The 16,566-nt window shown below is 69.5% G+C and carries 18 protein-coding genes and 1 pseudogene; 5 read left to right on the top strand and 14 right to left on the bottom strand.

Going from position 1 to position 16,566, the window contains the following annotated elements; genetic code table 11:
* Positions 1-13 precede the first annotated feature (13 nt).
* From pyrH to G6N16_RS10335, 4 genes are all read right to left on the bottom strand, one after another.
* Positions 14-757 (bottom strand): UMP kinase, encoded by a 744-nt coding sequence (gene pyrH, locus G6N16_RS10350; RefSeq protein WP_083030846.1) that lies wholly within the window; start codon positions 755-757, stop codon positions 14-16.
* Positions 758-839: 82 nt separating this feature from the next.
* Entirely contained in the window at positions 840-1,286 is a 447-nt protein-coding gene (locus G6N16_RS10345; protein WP_083030847.1) for a DUF350 domain-containing protein, read from the bottom strand.
* 28 nt (positions 1,287-1,314) lie between these two features.
* A complete protein-coding gene (locus tag G6N16_RS10340) occupies positions 1,315-2,481 on the bottom strand; it encodes a glutathionylspermidine synthase family protein (RefSeq protein WP_083030849.1) in 1,167 nt (388 codons plus the stop codon).
* The gene (locus G6N16_RS10335; RefSeq protein WP_083030861.1) at positions 2,481-2,978 is read right to left on the bottom strand and encodes a hypothetical protein; all 498 of its coding nucleotides are present in this window, start codon (positions 2,976-2,978) and stop codon (positions 2,481-2,483) included. The genes G6N16_RS10340 and G6N16_RS10335 overlap by 1 nt, the downstream gene beginning before the upstream one ends.
* A gap of 201 nt (positions 2,979-3,179) precedes the next feature.
* On the opposite strand from G6N16_RS10335, the gene G6N16_RS10330 reads away from it, so the two are divergent.
* On the top strand, positions 3,180-4,784 hold the full coding sequence (locus G6N16_RS10330) for a peptide chain release factor 3 (RefSeq protein WP_083030850.1): 1,605 nt from the start codon (positions 3,180-3,182) through the stop codon (positions 4,782-4,784).
* A 23-nt stretch (positions 4,785-4,807) separates the two neighbouring features.
* On the opposite strand, the gene G6N16_RS10325 is transcribed toward G6N16_RS10330, so the two are convergent.
* From G6N16_RS10325 to rpsB, 3 genes are all read right to left on the bottom strand, one after another.
* Positions 4,808-6,211: an amidase gene (locus tag G6N16_RS10325; protein WP_163787852.1), complete on the bottom strand. Its 1,404-nt coding sequence runs from the start codon at positions 6,209-6,211 to the stop codon at positions 4,808-4,810.
* Between the two features lie 177 nt (positions 6,212-6,388).
* Entirely contained in the window at positions 6,389-7,207 is an 819-nt protein-coding gene (gene tsf / locus G6N16_RS10320; RefSeq protein ID WP_083033904.1) for a translation elongation factor Ts, read from the bottom strand.
* A gap of 75 nt (positions 7,208-7,282) precedes the next feature.
* Entirely contained in the window at positions 7,283-8,101 is an 819-nt protein-coding gene (gene rpsB, locus G6N16_RS10315) for a 30S ribosomal protein S2 (protein ID WP_083033902.1), read from the bottom strand.
* A 284-nt stretch (positions 8,102-8,385) separates the two neighbouring features.
* Between rpsB and G6N16_RS10310 the strand changes: the two genes are divergently transcribed.
* Complete coding sequence (locus G6N16_RS10310) at positions 8,386-8,871, top strand: M23 family metallopeptidase (protein WP_083033900.1); 486 nt, start codon at positions 8,386-8,388, stop codon at positions 8,869-8,871.
* 28 nt (positions 8,872-8,899) lie between these two features.
* Here the strand turns inward: G6N16_RS10310 and G6N16_RS10305 are convergent, their stop codons facing one another.
* The 3 genes from G6N16_RS10305 to G6N16_RS10295 are packed head-to-tail and all read right to left on the bottom strand — an operon-like array spanning position 8,900 to position 11,590.
* A complete protein-coding gene (locus G6N16_RS10305) occupies positions 8,900-9,772 on the bottom strand; it encodes an alpha/beta fold hydrolase (protein ID WP_083033898.1) in 873 nt (290 codons plus the stop codon).
* Positions 9,769-10,683 carry a tyrosine recombinase XerC gene (locus tag G6N16_RS10300; protein ID WP_220096812.1) on the bottom strand — a complete coding sequence of 305 codons (915 nt, stop codon included), beginning with the start codon at positions 10,681-10,683 and terminating at the stop codon, positions 9,769-9,771. Before G6N16_RS10300 ends, G6N16_RS10305 begins: the two co-directional genes overlap by 4 nt.
* Positions 10,684-10,735: 52 nt before the next feature.
* A complete protein-coding gene (locus G6N16_RS10295; protein WP_083033894.1) occupies positions 10,736-11,590 on the bottom strand; it encodes a siderophore-interacting protein in 855 nt (284 codons plus the stop codon).
* A 58-nt stretch (positions 11,591-11,648) separates the two neighbouring features.
* Here G6N16_RS10295 and G6N16_RS10290 point away from each other — a divergent pair, with 58 nt between their 5' ends.
* The 3 genes from G6N16_RS10290 to G6N16_RS10280 are packed head-to-tail and all read left to right on the top strand — an operon-like array spanning position 11,649 to position 13,280.
* On the top strand, positions 11,649-12,299 hold the full coding sequence (locus G6N16_RS10290) for an enoyl-CoA hydratase-related protein (RefSeq protein ID WP_083033892.1): 651 nt from the start codon (positions 11,649-11,651) through the stop codon (positions 12,297-12,299).
* A 54-nt stretch (positions 12,300-12,353) separates the two neighbouring features.
* Positions 12,354-12,785, top strand: coding sequence for a hypothetical protein (locus tag G6N16_RS10285; protein ID WP_083033906.1), 432 nt, complete (start codon positions 12,354-12,356; stop codon positions 12,783-12,785).
* Between the two features lie 45 nt (positions 12,786-12,830).
* The gene (locus G6N16_RS10280) at positions 12,831-13,280 is read left to right on the top strand and encodes a hypothetical protein (protein WP_163787851.1); all 450 of its coding nucleotides are present in this window, start codon (positions 12,831-12,833) and stop codon (positions 13,278-13,280) included.
* A gap of 45 nt (positions 13,281-13,325) precedes the next feature.
* Here G6N16_RS10280 and dprA read toward each other — a convergent pair whose 3' ends face one another.
* From dprA to G6N16_RS10260, 4 genes and pseudogenes are all read right to left on the bottom strand, one after another.
* Entirely contained in the window at positions 13,326-14,462 is a 1,137-nt protein-coding gene (gene dprA, locus G6N16_RS10275) for a DNA-processing protein DprA (protein WP_083029810.1), read from the bottom strand.
* Positions 14,459-15,064: pseudogene (locus tag G6N16_RS10270) on the bottom strand (ATP-binding protein); the annotation flags it as partial. The pseudogene G6N16_RS10270 and the gene dprA, both read right to left, overlap by 4 nt.
* A gap of 621 nt (positions 15,065-15,685) precedes the next feature.
* Positions 15,686-16,084 carry a hypothetical protein gene (locus G6N16_RS10265; RefSeq protein WP_083029811.1) on the bottom strand — a complete coding sequence of 133 codons (399 nt, stop codon included), beginning with the start codon at positions 16,082-16,084 and terminating at the stop codon, positions 15,686-15,688.
* A gap of 161 nt (positions 16,085-16,245) precedes the next feature.
* Positions 16,246-16,518, bottom strand: a complete 273-nt coding sequence (locus G6N16_RS10260; RefSeq protein WP_083029812.1) for an SHOCT domain-containing protein — start codon at positions 16,516-16,518, stop codon at positions 16,246-16,248.
* Positions 16,519-16,566: the final 48 nt, after the last annotated feature.

The following is a 16,566-nucleotide window of genomic DNA, read 5'->3' as shown; positions in this document are numbered from 1 at the left end:
CTCGCGCCCAGCGTTAGCTGGTGACCAATGTTCCGATCTTCTCACCTGCGACGGCACGGGCGATATTCCCGTCGGTCAGCAGATTGAAGACGAGGATCGGCATGCCGTTGTCCATGCACAGGCTGAAGGCGGTGGCGTCGGCCACCCGCAGTCCGCGATCGATGACCTCGCGGTGACTGACGGTGGGCAGCATCTCGGCCTCGGCGTTGGTGCGCGGGTCGTCGGTGAACACCCCGTCGACGGCCTTGGCCATCAGCACCACCTCGGCGCCGATCTCCAGGGCGCGCTGGGCGGCGGTGGTGTCGGTGGAGAAGTACGGCAGGCCCATGCCGGCGCCGAAAATCACCACCCGGCCCTTCTCCAGGTGCCGCACGGCCCGCAGCGGCAGGTACGGCTCGGCGACCTGGCCCATGGTGATGGCGGTCTGCACGCGGGTGTCGATGCCCTCCTTCTGCAGGAAGTCCTGCAGGGCCAGGCTGTTCATCACGGTGCCGAGCATGCCCATGTAGTCGCTGCGGGTGCGTTCCATGCCGCGTTGCTGCAGCTGGGCGCCGCGGAAGAAGTTGCCGCCACCGATGACGACAGCGACCTGCACGCCGCTGCGCACCACCTCGGCGATCTGGCGGGCCACCTGGGCGACCACGTCGGGGTCCAGGCCGACGGCGCCGCCGCCGAACATCTCGCCACCGAGTTTGAGCAGGACCCGCGAGTACTTGGGTCGGCTCGCCGTTTCACCGGTGCTGGTGCTCTCCCCCATCGGACTCCTCGACTCGCGGCTGCTGATCAGCAATATCCTGCCTCATCGGCGGCTCCCGGAATGCACCGGGGCCGACCCATGTCTACAGGATCGCGGCCGCGATGATCAGCCCGAAGGCCAGGTAGCCGGCGACGACGACCAGCACCTCGGGGGTGAACTTCTCCTCGGCCAGCACCCGGCCGATCTCCACGCCCTTGACCGCCTCCAGCAGCCGCACGGACACGGCCTGGGAGGCAATGCCGAGCAGCCCGAACAGCAGGGTCTTGACCAGCCCGCCGGCCAGGTCACCGGTCGAGGTGTAGATCGCCAGCACGACGATGATCGCCATCGACACCACACCCGCAGCGGTGACGGCCGCCGCGTTGGGCCGGCCGGCGCGCACCATCTGGCGCAGCGGTCCCGGCGTCGTCCAGTCGATGACGAAGAATCCCAGCACCATCAGCGCGATCCCGACGATCGTGTAGAGCACGATCGCGGTGGCGCCGTGGCCGACGTTCGGCCAGAACTCTGGCGCGAGGGCAAGTGTCATCGGAGGTCCTTCCGTACTCACAACAGAATCACTGCAGGGGAATGCGGTGCGGGACGAAGGCGGCGCCGTCGTCGGTGATCAGGCCGGCGGTCTCCCGGATGCCCAGGCCGGCCGACTCGTCGCCGACGATCCAGGCGCCCAGCACCGGCCGCATGGAGTCGAACTCCGGCAGCGGGTCGAGCAGTTGGTAGACGTAGCCCTCCTCGCCGTAGATGCCCGGCGTCTCGGTGCGGAAATCGGGCCCGACGATCTCGATGTTGGCACCCTCGCGGCCCAGTTTGGGTTTGCGGACGTACTCGGTGAGTTCGTGCGGATCGTCGATGTAGGCCGGCAGCAGGTTCGGGTGGCCGGGGTACATCTCCCACAGCACGGCCAGCAGCGCCTTGTTGGACAGCAGGGTCTTCCACAGCGGTTCGATCCACAGCGTCTCGGGCAGTTGCTCGACGGCGTGCCGGCCGAACTCGTCGTCGAGCATCCATTCCCACGGGTACAGCTTGAACACCGTGGAGATCGGCGCCTCTTCCAGGTCGACGAAGCGACCCAGCAGGCTGTCCCAGCCCAGCTGTTCGATGGGCAGGCCGACCGCGCAGAAGCCGGCCTCGGCCGCGCATTCGGAGATGTAGGCCAGGGTGACGTTGTCCTCGCCGCTGGCGTCGGCCGACGACCAGACGAAATGCGCCTCGTCGCCGGGGAGTTTGTCGTGCAGTGCGGACCAGCGGGCGACGAGCTTCTCGTGCAGCGAGTTCCACTGGTCGTCGTCGGGGAAGACGTCGGTCTTCCAGTGCCACTGCAGGATCGACGCCTCCAGCAGCGAGGTGGGGGTGTCGGCGTTGTATTCCAACAGCACCGGCGGCCGGCGGCCGTCGTAGCGCAGGTCGAACCGGCCGTAGACGTAGGGATCGGTTCTGCGCCAGGACTTTTCGATGTGTTCCCAGCTCCACTCGGGCAGCCCGAAGTCGCGGTAGCGGCCCATCAGCACCACCTGTTCGACGGCTTCCAGGCACATCGAGTGCAGCACCTCGACGGTCGCCTCCAGCGACAGCACCTCGTCCATCTCGAAGCTGTAATGCACCGATTCGTCCCAGTAGGGCCGCGGGCGCCCGCGCTCATCCCGGGCCGGCAGCCCGAAGCACAGGCCCTGGGCGGCGACGATCTCCTCCCAGCCCGGGCGCGGCTTGTGGTGTTCGCGGCGCATCAGCTGCCCGAACCGGACTTGCCGGCCCCGAAGCCGCCGCGCGAGACCGTCGTACCGGATTTGGTCTTGGCGGTCTTGTTCGACGGCGCGCTCAGGCTGCCACCGGAGGCAATGGTGCCGACGCCGCGGTTGTTGCCGCCGTAGTAGTACCGGTAGGGCGACCCGGCGAAGATGAAGACGCCGCCACCGGAGCTGTGCCCCGCGGCGCAGTAGGAGTCCGGCACCACCTCGTTGCTGCCGTCCTTGACGCAGGTCGCGTCCACGGTGCCGCGATTCATCAGCTGATAGCCCAGCGCGACGGCACCGACGAGCCCGATGGCGGCGACCGAACCGATCAGGATCTTCTTGCGGGTGGCGGCGCGGGCCTCGGCGTTCTCGTGCTGAGTCCGGGCGAACTCCTCGGCGGCCTCCTGCGCCTTGCGCATCTTCTCGCGCTGACGCGCCTCGGCGACCGTCGGCGGCCGCGGGACGGTGACACCGGGCTCCTGCCAGCGGATCGCCCCGTAAGCCGGCGCGGCTTCTGCGGGCTGGGCCGACGGATCACCGGCGGGCGCGCCCCCGGGGGGATCGTCCGTCGGAAAGCTCATAGCACCACCGTAGCGGGCCCGGGGGCCCGGTAGCTGCGGCAGTTGGCCGACCGGGTGCCGGTGGGATCGATTTATCGATTTGCCGCCGCGGCCCATACCATCGCTGACGTTATGACCGACATCTCCGCCGCCCCCGCGACCGGCCAGGTTGCCGCCGAAGCACGTCGCCGCCGCACGTTCGCCGTGATCAGCCACCCGGACGCCGGCAAGTCGACGCTGACCGAGGCGCTGGCCCTGCACGCCCGGGCTATCACCGAGGCCGGTGCCGTGCACGGCAAGGCTGGGCGCCGCGCGACGGTGTCGGACTGGATGGAGATGGAGAAGGCCCGCGGCATCTCGATCACCTCCACCGCGCTGCAGTTCCCCTATCGCGACGCCGTCATCAACCTGCTCGACACTCCCGGGCACGCCGACTTCTCCGAGGACACCTACCGGGTGCTGACCGCGGTGGACTGCGCGGTGATGCTCGTCGATGCCGCCAAAGGTCTTGAGCCGCAGACGCTCAAGCTGTTCCAGGTGTGTCGGCACCGCGGGATTCCGATCATCACGGTGATCAACAAGTGGGACCGGCCCGGCCGGCACGCGCTGGAGCTGATGGACGAGATCAACGAGCGGATCGGTCTGCGCACCACACCACTGACCTGGCCGGTCGGTATCGCCGGGGATTTCCAGGGGGTGCTGGACCGCCGCACCGGGAACTTCATCCGGTTCACCCGTACCGCGGGTGGGGCCACCATCGCGCCGGAGGAGCACATCGCCGCGGCCGACGCGCACGACGCGGCCGGTGTCGACTGGGACACCGCGGTGGAGGAATCGGAGCTGCTCAGCGCCGACGGCGCCGACTTCGACCGCGAGGAGTTTCTCAGCGGGGCGTCGTCGCCGGTGCTGTTCACCTCGGCGGCGCTGAACTTCGGCGTCAATCAGCTGCTCGACGTGCTCGTCGGCCTGGCTCCGGCGCCCGACGGCGGTGTCGACGTCGACGGCATCCGACGCGCGGTCGACGCCCCGTTTTCCGCGTTCGTGTTCAAGGTGCAGGCCGGGATGGACTCCGCGCACCGGGACCGCATCGCCTATGCGCGGGTGTATTCGGGCACCTTCGAGCGCGGCGAGGTGCTCACCCACGCGCGCACCGGGAAACCGTTCGTCACCAAGTACGCCCAGTCGGTGTTCGGGCAGCAGCGCGGGACGCTGGACACCGCGTGGCCCGGCGATGTGATCGGGTTGGCCAACGCCGCCGTGCTGCGGCCCGGTGACACGCTGTATCGCGATGTGCCCGTGGAGTTTCCGCCGATTCCGAGCTTCTCCCCCGAGCATTTCGCGGTGGCCCGCGGCACCGATCCGAGCAAGCACAAGCAGTTCCGCCGCGGCATCGAGCAGCTCGAGCAGGAGGGTGTGGTGCAGGTGCTGCGCTCGGAGCGGCGCGGTGAGCAGGCACCGGTGCTGGCGGCCGTCGGGCCGATGCAGTTCGAGGTCGCCTCGCACCGGATGGCCGCCGAGCTCAGTGCGCCGATTTCGTTGGAGCCGTTGCCGTATCAGGTCGCCCGGGTGGTGGACCCCGCCGACGCGGACTTCGTCGGCCGGCAGGTGTCGGCGGAGGTGCTGACCCGCACCGACGGCGTCAAGCTGGCGCTGTTCTCCACACCGTGGCGGTTGCAGGGCTTCCAGCGCGACAATCCCGACGTCAAGCTGAGCGCCCTGGTCGCCGCCGAGGGTTAACCGGGTCCGCTCGGGCAGGTCGTTCAGGCGCCGAGGCGCTGGAACGGCGCGGCTTCCTCCAGCTCGTAGGCCAGCTCGATCAACGTCGCGTCCTGCCCAAGCGCCGCGCCGAACATCATCCCGATCGGCATGCCGTCGTCCGAGGAGGACAGCGGCAGCGAGATCGCGGGCTCGCCGGTGATGTTGTGCAGCGGGGTGAACGCGACCCAGTCGATCAGCCGGTTGATGATCTGGTCGTAGTCGGCCATCGGATCCAGATACCCGATCGGCGGCGGGATTTCGGCCAGTGTCGGGGTGAGCACCACGTCGAATCGCCCGAACAGCGCGTTGGTGCGACGCCGGGTGGCGGCCAGCCGGGCCATCGCCATCGGCAGCCGGTGCAGATTGCGCATGGCGTGCCGGTCCAGTCCGCGCGACAGGTTGTCGAGCCGGGTCACGTCGAAGGTGGGGCCGAAGCGGCGCCGGCCGCCGCGGACCAGGGCCATCGACAGCAGCGCCCAGTACAGCACGAAATCGTCAACGAAGCTGTCGGGCACCGGCAACTCGTCGAGGTACTCGACGTGGTGGCCGAGCCGGTGCAGCAGGTCCGCGGTCTGCGCGGTCGCCTCACACACCTCGACGGCGCTGTCGCGGCGCAGCGATCGGGTGACGACGGCGATCTTCAGCCGGCGTCGCCCGGGCCCGGTGATGTCACCGATCGGCGCCAGTTTCGGGTTCGCCCACTGCCGTTCGGCCTCCCGGTAGAACGCCGCGGTGTCCCTCACCGACCGGGTCAGCACCCCGTTGGCCACGATCTTGATCGGCATCTGGGAGTGCTCGGCCTCCAGCGGCAGCCGGCCGCGGGAGGGCTTGAGGCCGACCAGTCCGGTGCAGGAGGCGGGGATGCGGATGGAGCCGCCGCCGTCGTTGGCGTGGGCGATCGGCACCGCCCCGGCGGCGACCAGCGCGCCGGAGCCCGACGACGAGGCGCCGGCGGTGTGTTCGGTGTTCCACGGGTTGCGGACCGGTCCCAGGCGCGGATGCTCGGCGGCGGCGCTGAACCCGAATTCCGACATCTGGGTCTTGCCCAGGATGTTGAGCCCGGTGGCCAGGAACAGCTGGGAGAACGCCCCGTCGGCAGCGGCCGGGGTCGGTTCCCAGGCGTCGGCGCCCTTCATCGTCGGCATGCCGGAGATGTCGGAGTTGTCCTTGATGAACGACGGCACCCCGGCGAAGAAGGCGCCGTCCGGGCTCGCGGCGCGATCCCGGGCCCTCTCGAACGCCGGGTACGCGATGCCGTTGAGCTCGGGGTTGAGCCGCTCGGTGCGGGCGATCGCGGCCTCGGTCAGTTCCGCGGCGGAGACGTCCCCGGAGCGCAGCGCCTCGACGGCGCCGACGGCATCGAGATCACCGAGTGCGTCATCGGCATAGGCGTGTACGACGGGCATGCCGATCAGATTAGTGGGCTGCCCGCACGCCGCGACGCGCACCTGCAGCGGCGGCCTCTCGTCCCCCGGAAATGTGTAAGACCCCGCACCGCCGGGATCACCGGCGCCGGCGCGGGGCCTTACGAGTGAGCGGTTGGTGCGCCGCTCAAGTATGGATACTGCTGGTCGGTGGCTTGATCAGGCCTGGCCGACCTCGAAGCGGACGAACCGGCTGACGGTCACACCGGCCTCGTCCAGCAGAGCCTTGACGGTCTTCTTGTTGTCGGACACCGACGGCTGGTCCAGCAGCACGACGTCCTTGTAGAAGCCGTTGACCCGGCCCTCGACGATCTTGGGCAGTGCGGCCTCGGGCTTGCCCTCCTCCTTGGCCGTCTCCTCGGCGATGCGGCGCTCGTTGGCGACGATCTCCTCGGGCACGTCCTCGCGAGTCAGGTAGCGGGCCTTGAGCGCGGCGATCTGCAGGGCGACCGCGTGCGCGGCCTCCTCGCCGTTTGCGCCGCTGTACTCGACCAGCACACCCACAGCCGGCGGCAGGTCCGCGGCGCGCTTGTGCAGGTAGGTCTCGACGGTGCCGTCGAAGTAGGCGGCGCGGCGCAGCACGAGCTTCTCGCCGATCTTGGCCGACAGGTCGGCGACCAGCTGCTCGACGGTGGTGTCGCCGACCTTGACGGCGTTCAGCGCGTCGACGTCGGCAACCTTGGACTGGGCCGCTGCGGTGACGATCTGGTCGGCCAGCGCCTGGAACTCGGCGTTCTTGGCGACGAAGTCGGTCTCGGAGTTGAGCTCGATCAGCGCGCCGTCCTTGGCGGCCACCAGGCCCTCGGCGGTGGCCCGCTCGGCGCGCTTGCCGACATCCTTGGCGCCCTTGATGCGCAGCACCTCGACGGCCTTGTCGAAATCGCCCTCGGTCTCGACCAGCGCGTTCTTGCAGTCCAGCATGCCGGAGCCGGTCAGCTCGCGGAGCTTCTTGACGTCGGCGGCGGTGTAGTTAGCCATAAGTGTTCCTCGAAAGATCGTGGTGGACCCAGCGCCGGTCCCCGGACAACCGCGGCTGCCCGGGGACCGTTGCGACTAGGACGCGTCGGCGGGGGGTTCGGTGGCGACGGCTTCACTGCCGGCGGTCGCACCGGCGAGCAGTTCCTGCTCCCACTCGGCCAGCGGCTCCTGGCCGGCTTCGGGCTTGCCGTCGGCGGCACCGGCACCGGCGCGGGCCTGCAGGCCCTCGGCGACGGCGGAGGCGATCACCTTGGTCAGCAGTCCCGCGGAGCGGATGGCGTCGTCGTTGCCCGGGATCGGGTAGTTGACCTGATCCGGGTCGCAGTTGGTGTCCAGGATCGCGATGACCGGGATGCCCAGCTTGATGGCCTCGTTGACGGCCAGGTGCTCCTTGTTGGTGTCGACGACCCAGATCGCCGAGGGCACCTTGGCCATGTCGCGGATGCCGCCGAGGCTGCGCTCGAGCTTGTTCTTCTCGCGGGTCAGCATCAAGATTTCCTTCTTGGTGCGTCCCTCGAAGCCGCCGGTCTGCTCCATGGCCTCCAGCTCCTTCATCCGCTGAAGGCGCTTGTGCACGGTGGAGAAGTTGGTGAGCATGCCGCCCAGCCAGCGCTGGTTGACATAGGGCATGCCGACGCGGGTGGCCTCTTCGGCGATGGACTCCTGGGCCTGCTTCTTGGTGCCGACGAACAGGATGGTGCCGCCGTGGGCGACGGTCTCCTTGACGAACTCGTAGGCCTTGTCGATGTAGGTCAGCGTCTGCTGCAGATCGATGATGTAGATGCCGTTGCGGTCGGTGAAGATGAACCGCTTCATCTTGGGATTCCAGCGCCGGGTCTGGTGCCCGAAGTGGGCGCCGCTGTCCAGCAGCTGCTTCATGGTTACAACAGCCATAGTCGGCCATACCTCTTTGTTTATCGGTTGTCGGCCGGAATCGGGTGATCCCGGACCCTGGCGACTGCGTTCGATGCCGGACCCACCGCGGTGGGACCGCCCGGCATGCAGGTTGGACTCAATGCCACAAGTCCGGTGCAGACGCGCGAAGTCAGCCCGCCGAGACGAGCTGCGGGAATGAGTTTACACCGTCGCAGCGGGTGCTCCGTCCACACCGGCCGGCGCATCCACAACCCCCGGTCGCCCGACTGGCCCGGCCGTGGCCCCGGCGCTGAACTGGGCAGATGCGCATATCGGTGGTGATCGCGGTGCTGCTGCTCACCGCGGCGCCGGCCTGGGCCGACCGAACGCGGCTGTCCTGGCCGTTGCGCCCGGATCCGGTGGTGACCCGGGCGTTCGACGCGCCGTCACCCGATTGGCACCGCGGTCATCGCGGCGTGGACTTGGCCGGTGTCCCCGATCAGCCGGTGTACGCGGCGGGACCGGCCACCGTGGTCTTCGCCGGGGTGCTGGCCGGCCGGCCAGTGGTGTCGCTGGCGCATCCGGGTGGGCTGCACACCAGCTACGAACCGGTGCGGGCGAGCGTGCGGGCCGGCCAGCGGGTGGATTCCGGTTCGCAGTTGGGTGTGCTGTTGGCCGGCCACCCCGGTTGCCCGGCACCGGCCTGCCTGCATTGGGGTGCGATGTGGGGCCCGTCGTCGCGTGCGGACTACGTCGATCCGCTGGGACTGCTGACCGGCACCCGGGTGCGGCTCAAACCCCTATCGTGAGTGTCGACTGTTCCCGCGGATGTTGGAATCATCCGCGTGCCAGGAATTCCGTCATTGCGGCGACCACCTCGTCGGGCCGGTCGCGCTGCACCCAGTGCCCGGCCCCGGGTAGCACCAGCAGCGTGGCGTCGGGGATCAGTTTGGCGGCGGCGACAGCCCGGGCCACCGGAACACCGACATCCCGGTCGCCGTGGATGATCAGCGCGGGCCGGGCAAAGCCCGGTAACCGTGCGGTGTAATCGGTTTTCAGCCGATTCCATCGGACCTGGTCGCGCTGCCACTGCGCGTATTCCCGCATGCCGTGGCCCGTGCGGGTGGCCGCCCGGACCGCCGCCATCAGCTCGGGTGTGCGGCGGACCGGGTCTCGGACGATCCGCGACAGGCTCCAGTCCAGGGTGCGCCCGTCTGCGGCCAGGCGCCGAGTCACCGCTTCCAGCAGCCCGGTCCGCACCATCGCCCAGGTCAGCAACTGTGTGGGCCTCGACAGCGCGCCGTCGGTCAGCCGGGGCATGAAGCCGTAGGCGCCGAGCATCATGGCGCGACGGACCTGTTCGGGTCGGGCCAGGACGTGCCCGATGGTCATCCCGCCGCCCAGGGACAGGCCGCCAATGGCGTAGGCCTGCAGCCCCAGCGCGTCGACGAACTCACCGACGTAGCGCACCAACCGGTCCTGGGTCGCCGGCCACGGTGCCGGCGGGCTCTGGCCGAACCCCGGATGGTCCGGCGCGATCACCCGGTGCCCGGCGGCCGCCAGACCCGGACCGATCTCACCCCAGGACAGTTCGGCGCTGTCCACCCCGGCGCCGTGCAGCAGCAGCACGTCGCAGCCGGTTTGTTCGTCGGGCGACCATTCCAGGTAGCTGACCTGTCCCCAGGGCAGGGTGGTGATCCCGCGGGTCATGCCCGGGGGTGGGCCTGGTCGTGGACGGCGCGCAGCCGGGCGACACTGACGTGGGTGTAGAGCTGGGTGGTGGCCAGCGTGGAGTGGCCCAACAGTTCCTGCACGATGCGCAGGTCCGCACCCCCTTCGAGCAGGTGGGTGGCGGCGCTGTGGCGCAGACCGTGCGGGCCGATGTCGGGGGCACCGTCGACGGCGGCGACGGTCTGGTGCACGACGGTGCGGGCCTGGCGCGGATCGAGCCGTCCGCCGCGCGCGCCGAGCAGCAGCGCCGGTCCTGAGGACGGGCCCACCAACCCCGGGCGGCCGTGACCCAACCAGGCCGTCATGGCGTCCTCGGCGGGCTCGCCGTAGGGCACGGTGCGTTGCTTACCGCCCTTGCCCAGCACCCGCAGCAGCCGCCTGCTCGCGTCGACGTCGTCGATGTCCAGCCCGCACAGCTCGCTGACCCGGATGCCGGTGGCATACAGCAGCTCGACGATCAACCGGTCCCGCAGCGCGATCGGGTCCCCCTGTTCGGCACCGGTTTTCGCGGCCTTCATGGCGTCGAGCGCCTGATCGGCGCGCAGCACCGACGGCAGCGTGCGGTGGGACTTGGGCAGCTGCAGCCGGGCGCCGGGATCGCTGGCCAGCAGGCCGCGTCGCACCGCCCAGTCGGTGAACGTCTTCACCGCCGACGTGCGCCGCGCCAGGGTGGTGCGCGCCGCACCGGCGCCGGCCTGTTCGGCCAGCCAAGATCGCAGCACCGGCAGCGACAGGGCGCTCAGCGTGGCGCCGGGACTGCGCCGGTCCAGATACTCCAGCAGCGAACGCAGATCCCCCCGGTAGGCCCGACGGGTGTGCGCCGACCGGCCCCGCTCCAGCGCGAGGAAGTCGTCGAAGTCGTCGAGCACGACGGTGAGCGACGGGTGCACGATTTCCACGGTGCCAGAACCCCGCGCGGGGGTGCCAGCCGACGCGCGCCACCTACGCCGGATCGATACCTTCGGCGGCGGCCAGTTCGCGTTTCCAGGTCTTGAACGACTCCTCGGTCCGGCCGCGGCGCCAGTAGCCGGAGATGGAAGCCGCCCACGCCGCGGGCACCCCGCGCTCCCGGCGAAGGTAGGGGCGCAGGTTGTGCATGACGGTCTGGGCCTCCCCGTGGATGAAGACGTGCACCTGGCCGGGCAGCCATTCGGCAGCCCGGACCGCGGCGATCACCGGGGAGTTGTCACCGGAGCGGTCGTCGCCGACCTCGTCGGCCGCACCGCCGCGGAACACCCAGTTGACCTGCACCCCCGCGGGCGCGGGCAGGTCGATGACGTCCTCGGGACCGGCGGTCTCCAGGAAGACCCGGCCGACGGCGTCGGCGGGCAGGGCGGCCAGCGCCACCGTGATGGCCGGTAGCGCGGCCTCGTCGCCGACCAACAGATGCCAGTCGGCGTCCGGGTTGGGGGCATACGCGCCGTTGGGTCCCATGATGTACAGCCGGTCGCCGGGCCGGGCGGCGCGGGCCCACGGCCCAGCCACCCCGCCGTGGCCGTGGATCGCGAAGTCGATGGTGAGTTCGCGGGCCACCGGGTCGGCGTCCCGGACGGTGAAGGTGCGAATCGTCGGCTGCTGCTCGGCCGGCAAACCGGAAAAGCTGTCGTTGGTCAGCGGCTTCGGCAGCGCGTCGACGTCCACGCCGGCCGGGAAGAACACCAACTTGACGTAGGAATCAGTGAATTCCTTGGGTGCGAAGGTGTCGAATCCGGGCCCGCCGAAAACGACACGAACCATGTGCGGGTTGAGGTCTTCGGTACGCACGACGTCGAAGGTGTGCAGCGGGCGGGGGGCCATCGCCTGACTATACGTCCGGGTATCGCCCCCCGGTCAGCCCCGATGTTACCGTGCAGTAATGACGCACCTGGAGTTTCACGACGGCATCGCGGTCCTCAATCTCGGCGACGACGAGAACCGTTTCTCCCCAACACTTCTCGACGAGATCGAAGCCGACATCGAGCGCGCACTGGAGGAGGGCGCCCAGGGCCTGGTGACCACTGGCGGCGGCAAGTTCTACTCCAACGGCCTGGATCTGGATTGGGTGGGCGCGCACAGCGACCGGCTGGAGTGGTACGTGGGCCGGGTGCACGATCTGTTCGCCCGGGTTCTCGCGTTGCCGGTACCCACCGCCGCGGCCGTCGTCGGGCACGCCTTCGGCGCTGGCGCGATGCTGGCCATGTCGCACGATTTCCGGGTGATGCGGACCGACCGGGGCTTCTTCTGCCTGCCGGAGTCCGATATCCGCATCCCGTTCACGCCGGGAATGACGGCACTGCTGCAGGCGAAGTTCACCCCGCAGACCGCCGTCGCGAGCATGACGACGGGCCGCCGCTTCGGCGGGGCCGATGCCCTGCGGTTCGGCATCGTCGACGCCGTCGCGGACGAAGACGCCGTCACCACCGACGCCGTAGACCTGTTGCGGCCGCTGGCCGGCAAGGACCGCGGCACCCTGGGCGCGATCAAGGAATCCATGTTCGCCGGGCCGCTCGCAGTGCTGCGCGGCTGATCTGTGGGCGCACCCGATTGACCGTCGCGGTGACAGGCGCGCATGATCGCCGTCATGGCGCAGCACCATCTGGAGTTCGCAACCGCACTGACGGTCGGCGCAGCCGGCGGCATCTTCCTGCTGGCGCTCATCCTGGGTGTGTGGAAGTACCGCCAGATGGCGACCTCCCCGGAGCATCTTGCGCATCCGTATGTCGACATCGCCCACCGCGCAGCGTTGATGTATTCCTTTGCCACCCTGCTGGTCGCGGTGTTCGTCGAGTTCAGCGACTGGCCGTCGGCGATCAATCTGACCGCGGCCATGGTGCTGGTGTTCTTCTTCGTGACGGCGATCCTCGCCTATATCGGGCACGGCATCCGGCGCGACACCACCAATCAGTACGAGCATGCGACACCGGCGCTGCACGCGGGGACGGTGCTGCTGGCGATCGGCGAGATCGGCGGGTTTGCGGTGCTGCTCGCCGGTTTCCTGCACGCCCAGTTCTGAGAATTGCCGCGGTTTCGCACCGCTGCGCGACAGTACAGTCGATTCATGAACATCACGATGCGGGCCGCCGGGTTGCTGGCCGGGGTGGGAATTGCCGTGCTGACCGCGTCGTGCTCGTCCGGCGGCAACCAGGCCCCGGCCTCCTCCACCGCCCCCTCGACGGTGCGGGCGTCGGTGTCGATGACGCCAGTGTCGGAGACGCCGTCGCCCACCGAATCGTCCCCGCCGTCGGACACCGAATCACCGACGCCCACCACCGGTGAGACGACGAGCACCTCGCCGCTACCCCCGGCGCCCGCGGATTCGACGACCATGAAGTGTTCGAAGTTCATCACCCTCGATGAGGCCACGCAGGAGGCCGTCGCCAAGGAGATCCTGTCCGGTGGCAAATCCATGATCCCGGCGGAGAACTATTCGCTGGGTGCGACCATCGCCAAGGGTATCTGCGTCTACAAACCGGATACGACGGTCGCTTCGGCGCTGGGCGCCGAGTAGCCCGTCGGCCAACGCCGCGAGCCCCGGCACAACCGCTCGCTGGACTCACTTGTTGCTCCGGCGAAGCCGCCAGCGACCCTCCCGGTTCTCCACCAGCCCGGCCAGCTCCAGCAGCGCCAGCGGCCCGATGACCTGCTCCGGCGGCAGCGCCGCTCCCAGCGCGATGTCCTCTATGCTCACCCCGCCTCGGCCGGGCAGCGCCTCGTAGACCCGGCGTTCGACGTCGCCCAGTCCGTCCAGCTCGGTGCTGGGATGCTCGGGGTCCTCGGCGAGTTCGCCGCAGCTTCCGGCCAGTTCGACGACGTGCTCGGCGCGGGTGACCAGTTCCGCCGCACCGGCGCGCAGCATCTCGTGGCAGCCCGCCGAGGCGGCCGAGGTCACCGGTCCGGGGACCGCACAGACCGGTCGCCCCAGCAGCCGCGCCCACGCCGCGGTACTGGCCGCGCCGCTGCGCAGGCCCGCCTCGATCACCACCGTCGTCCGGGACAGGGCCGCCACCAACCGGTTTCGGGTGAGGAACCGGTAGCGCGCCGGGCGCACTCCCGGCGGGTACTCGGTCACCAGTGCACCGGTCTGTGAAATGCGGTGCAGCAGAGCCGAATGCCCGGCCGGGTACGGCACGTCCAGGCCGGCGGCCAGCACCGCGACGGTCACCCCGGAGCAGGCCAGCGCACTGCGGTGCGCGGCGCCGTCGATCCCGTAGGCCGCCCCGGACACCACCGCCATATCGGTGTCGATGAGTCCCGCGGCGAAATCGGCGGCCAGGGTGTCGCCGTAGGCGGTGGAGGCTCGGGTGCCGACGATCGCCACCGCCCGCTCGGCGACCTCGTCGAGCCGGGCCGGGCCGAGCACCCACAGCACCAGCGGCGCGACGGCCTCCCGCGTGGGTTCGGCGACGGCGGAATCGAACGACTGGAAGGCCAGGTACGGCCACTCCTCGTCGTCCGGGGTGAGCAGCCGCCCGCCGCGCCCGGCCAGGAACTCCAGGTCGGCCGCCGAGCGGTCGACGCCGCGCCGGCCCGCCACCAACGCGGTGAGTTCGGCCGGTTCCTTGTGCTGCCAGATCATCCGCGCCGCCACCACCGGCCCCTCGGCCGCCACCAGCTCCCGCAGCGGCGTGCACGGCGGCTCGGCCACCCGGGACAGGTAGGCCCAGGCGCGGCGCGTCGTCTCGGCGCTCACCGGGGTTCCCCGGACTGGCGAAAGCTCAGGGCAACGCCGACCTCCTCGATACCGGGGCGGTCTCGCCCGGCCAGGTCGGCCACCGACCACGCGACCCGCAGCGTCCGGTCGACGCCGCGCACACTGAGCAGCCCGGCGTCCATGGCCCGGTGCAGGGGCCGCATGGCGGCCCGATCCAGCCGGTAGGCGCGGCGCAGCACCGGCCCCGGCACCTCCGCGTTGGTGCGCACGCCGATCGCAGCCCACCGTTCCGCCGCGGCTGCTCGGGCCCGGCACACCCGCTCGCGCACCGCCGCCGTCGGCTCACCGGAGGTGTCGGTGATGGTCCCGGCCCGCACCGCGTTGAGCTGCACCCGCAAATCGACCCGGTCGATCAGCGGGCCGGACAGTCTGGCCAGATAGCGGCGTTTGTCGACGGCCTTGCAGATGCACTTCTGTGGATCCGGCGGCGCACACGGGCAGGGATTGGCGGCCAGGATGAGCTGAAACCGCGCCGGGTAGCGCGCCACCCCGTCGACGCGGGCCAGCCGGACCTCGCCCTCCTCCAGCGGGGTACGCAGCGCCTCCATGACGGCCGGGGCGATCTCGGCGTACTCGTCCACTTTACTGAGCGTCTAGTCGTAAGCGTCGTCCACTATCTGGGCCGATACGTGCCACACACATGTAAGCGACGCTCGGTGAGGGGCATCTACTGTGCGTCAATCACCAGGAGTTCGTGGGGTGCTGCGCCCAGAGCTTCGGCCAGTTTCGAACAATCTTTCGTAAAGAAGACCGCTCTTGCCCGAGCTCGACGTCCAACAGCAGATTGCGAGAGAGCCCAGACTTGAGCGCCAGTCCCTCTTGAGTCATGCCGGCCCGCCCGTACGCAGCTTCCGAATACGGCTTCCCACCCTGAGGCGAATGGCAGCCCACTCTGCTACCTGGTTGAGGGTCGGTCCGCTTTACCTTGGCGAATGCCAACCGCTCTGATCAGCGCAGCCGTACGAATTCCGCCAACCATGGCGAAGTGCTTTTTCCGGTTTTTGTGGCGGATCCCAGAACCGCAAGGTTGTCCAGGTCTTGGCTGCCGCGGAAATTGCGGCACCGGTGGGCCGTCAGCGCTTCCTCGCTAACCGCCGACCGCTCATTACGTCCGCGCCCGGTGAGGGGGTGACCGCATCGCCAGGCTCTCCCGGCTCGGCGATCATCGCGCGCGGCCAGCTGGACCCGCGCTGGGGTGACGTTTACCGCTGTCCGGCAGGCGCCATCGGCATCGGCATTGACGAGGGCGGGGTCGATGCCCGGGAGCTACCGGGTGCCATCCCACCGGGTCCCATGCCGGGCATACCGCCGGGACTCATCATCCCGGGGCCCATTCCGCCGCCCTGCATCATCGGGCAGCCCGCGCCCATGGGTCCGCCCGAACCCATCTGGCCGCTCTGGACGCCGCGGTGCCATCCGTACCCGCCGGTTGCGTGGGCGGCGAAGAAGCCGGAGAAGAAGACCACGGCGACGATGAACAGGATCCCGGCGACGATGCCCACCCAGGCCAACACCTGGTACAGCCGGGTGTTGGGGCGGCCCATGGGTTCGGTGGTGTCGGTCGGGTCCAGCGTCGCGGTGGTTGGTGTCGATTCGGTCATGGTGGCGATCCCTTCGGGTTGAAGATCCGGGCCTTCGGCCCGGGATTTCTGATGGCGCGCTTGTGTCTAGCTGATTCGGCGCTGCTGGTGCCCGCCGAGCCGAACGGCGATCGGCAGGCGGAAATCGTCGCGGCTCACGGAAACCACCGCCCTCTGCCGTGTCAGCGCCGCGGGGTGCTGTGCAGCACCTCAAGGCGGTTGCGGTACTCGGTGTCGTCAATCTCCCCGCGAGCGAACCGGCAGGCCAGCACTTGCTCGGGTGTCTCGTAGTCCCTGTAGTGCGGGGTCGCGGTGACGCGGGTTTGGGTGGCACCGGTGGTGTAGCGGATCAAGGCGATGATGCCGACGATGATCAGGACCCAGAACAACACCATTCCGATCACCATGCCTGCGTATCCCCATCCGCTCATGTCGTGGTCGGACCAGAACATCATGGGACGTCTCCTTTCTCTTCCACCTCGATTTCTATCCGAAAGCTGCGA

The sequence above is a fragment of the Mycolicibacterium insubricum genome, assembly GCF_010731615.1.
Taxonomy (GTDB): Bacteria; Actinomycetota; Actinomycetes; order Mycobacteriales; family Mycobacteriaceae; genus Mycobacterium; species Mycobacterium insubricum.
This window is presented reverse-complemented; position numbering and strand designations above follow the sequence as displayed.

Coding starts and splice junctions, on each gene's coding strand:
- G6N16_RS10280 (WP_163787851.1), top strand. CDS start 12,831: ATGAACATCACGATGCGGGCCGCCGGGTTGCTGGCCGGGGTGGGAATT.
- pyrH (WP_083030846.1), bottom strand. CDS start 757: ATGGGGGAGAGCACCAGCACCGGTGAAACGGCGAGCCGACCCAAGTAC.
- G6N16_RS10340 (WP_083030849.1), bottom strand. CDS start 2,481: ATGCGCCGCGAACACCACAAGCCGCGCCCGGGCTGGGAGGAGATCGTC.
- G6N16_RS10295 (WP_083033894.1), bottom strand. CDS start 11,590: ATGGCCCCCCGCCCGCTGCACACCTTCGACGTCGTGCGTACCGAAGAC.
- G6N16_RS10330 (WP_083030850.1), top strand. CDS start 3,180: ATGACCGACATCTCCGCCGCCCCCGCGACCGGCCAGGTTGCCGCCGAA.
- G6N16_RS10305 (WP_083033898.1), bottom strand. CDS start 9,772: ATGACCCGCGGGATCACCACCCTGCCCTGGGGACAGGTCAGCTACCTG.
- G6N16_RS10285 (WP_083033906.1), top strand. CDS start 12,354: ATGGCGCAGCACCATCTGGAGTTCGCAACCGCACTGACGGTCGGCGCA.
- G6N16_RS10290 (WP_083033892.1), top strand. CDS start 11,649: ATGACGCACCTGGAGTTTCACGACGGCATCGCGGTCCTCAATCTCGGC.
- G6N16_RS10345 (WP_083030847.1), bottom strand. CDS start 1,286: ATGACACTTGCCCTCGCGCCAGAGTTCTGGCCGAACGTCGGCCACGGC.
- G6N16_RS10265 (WP_083029811.1), bottom strand. CDS start 16,084: ATGACCGAATCGACACCAACCACCGCGACGCTGGACCCGACCGACACC.
- G6N16_RS10260 (WP_083029812.1), bottom strand. CDS start 16,518: ATGATGTTCTGGTCCGACCACGACATGAGCGGATGGGGATACGCAGGC.
- G6N16_RS10325 (WP_163787852.1), bottom strand. CDS start 6,211: ATGCCCGTCGTACACGCCTATGCCGATGACGCACTCGGTGATCTCGAT.
- rpsB (WP_083033902.1), bottom strand. CDS start 8,101: ATGGCTGTTGTAACCATGAAGCAGCTGCTGGACAGCGGCGCCCACTTC.
- G6N16_RS10310 (WP_083033900.1), top strand. CDS start 8,386: ATGCGCATATCGGTGGTGATCGCGGTGCTGCTGCTCACCGCGGCGCCG.
- tsf (WP_083033904.1), bottom strand. CDS start 7,207: ATGGCTAACTACACCGCCGCCGACGTCAAGAAGCTCCGCGAGCTGACC.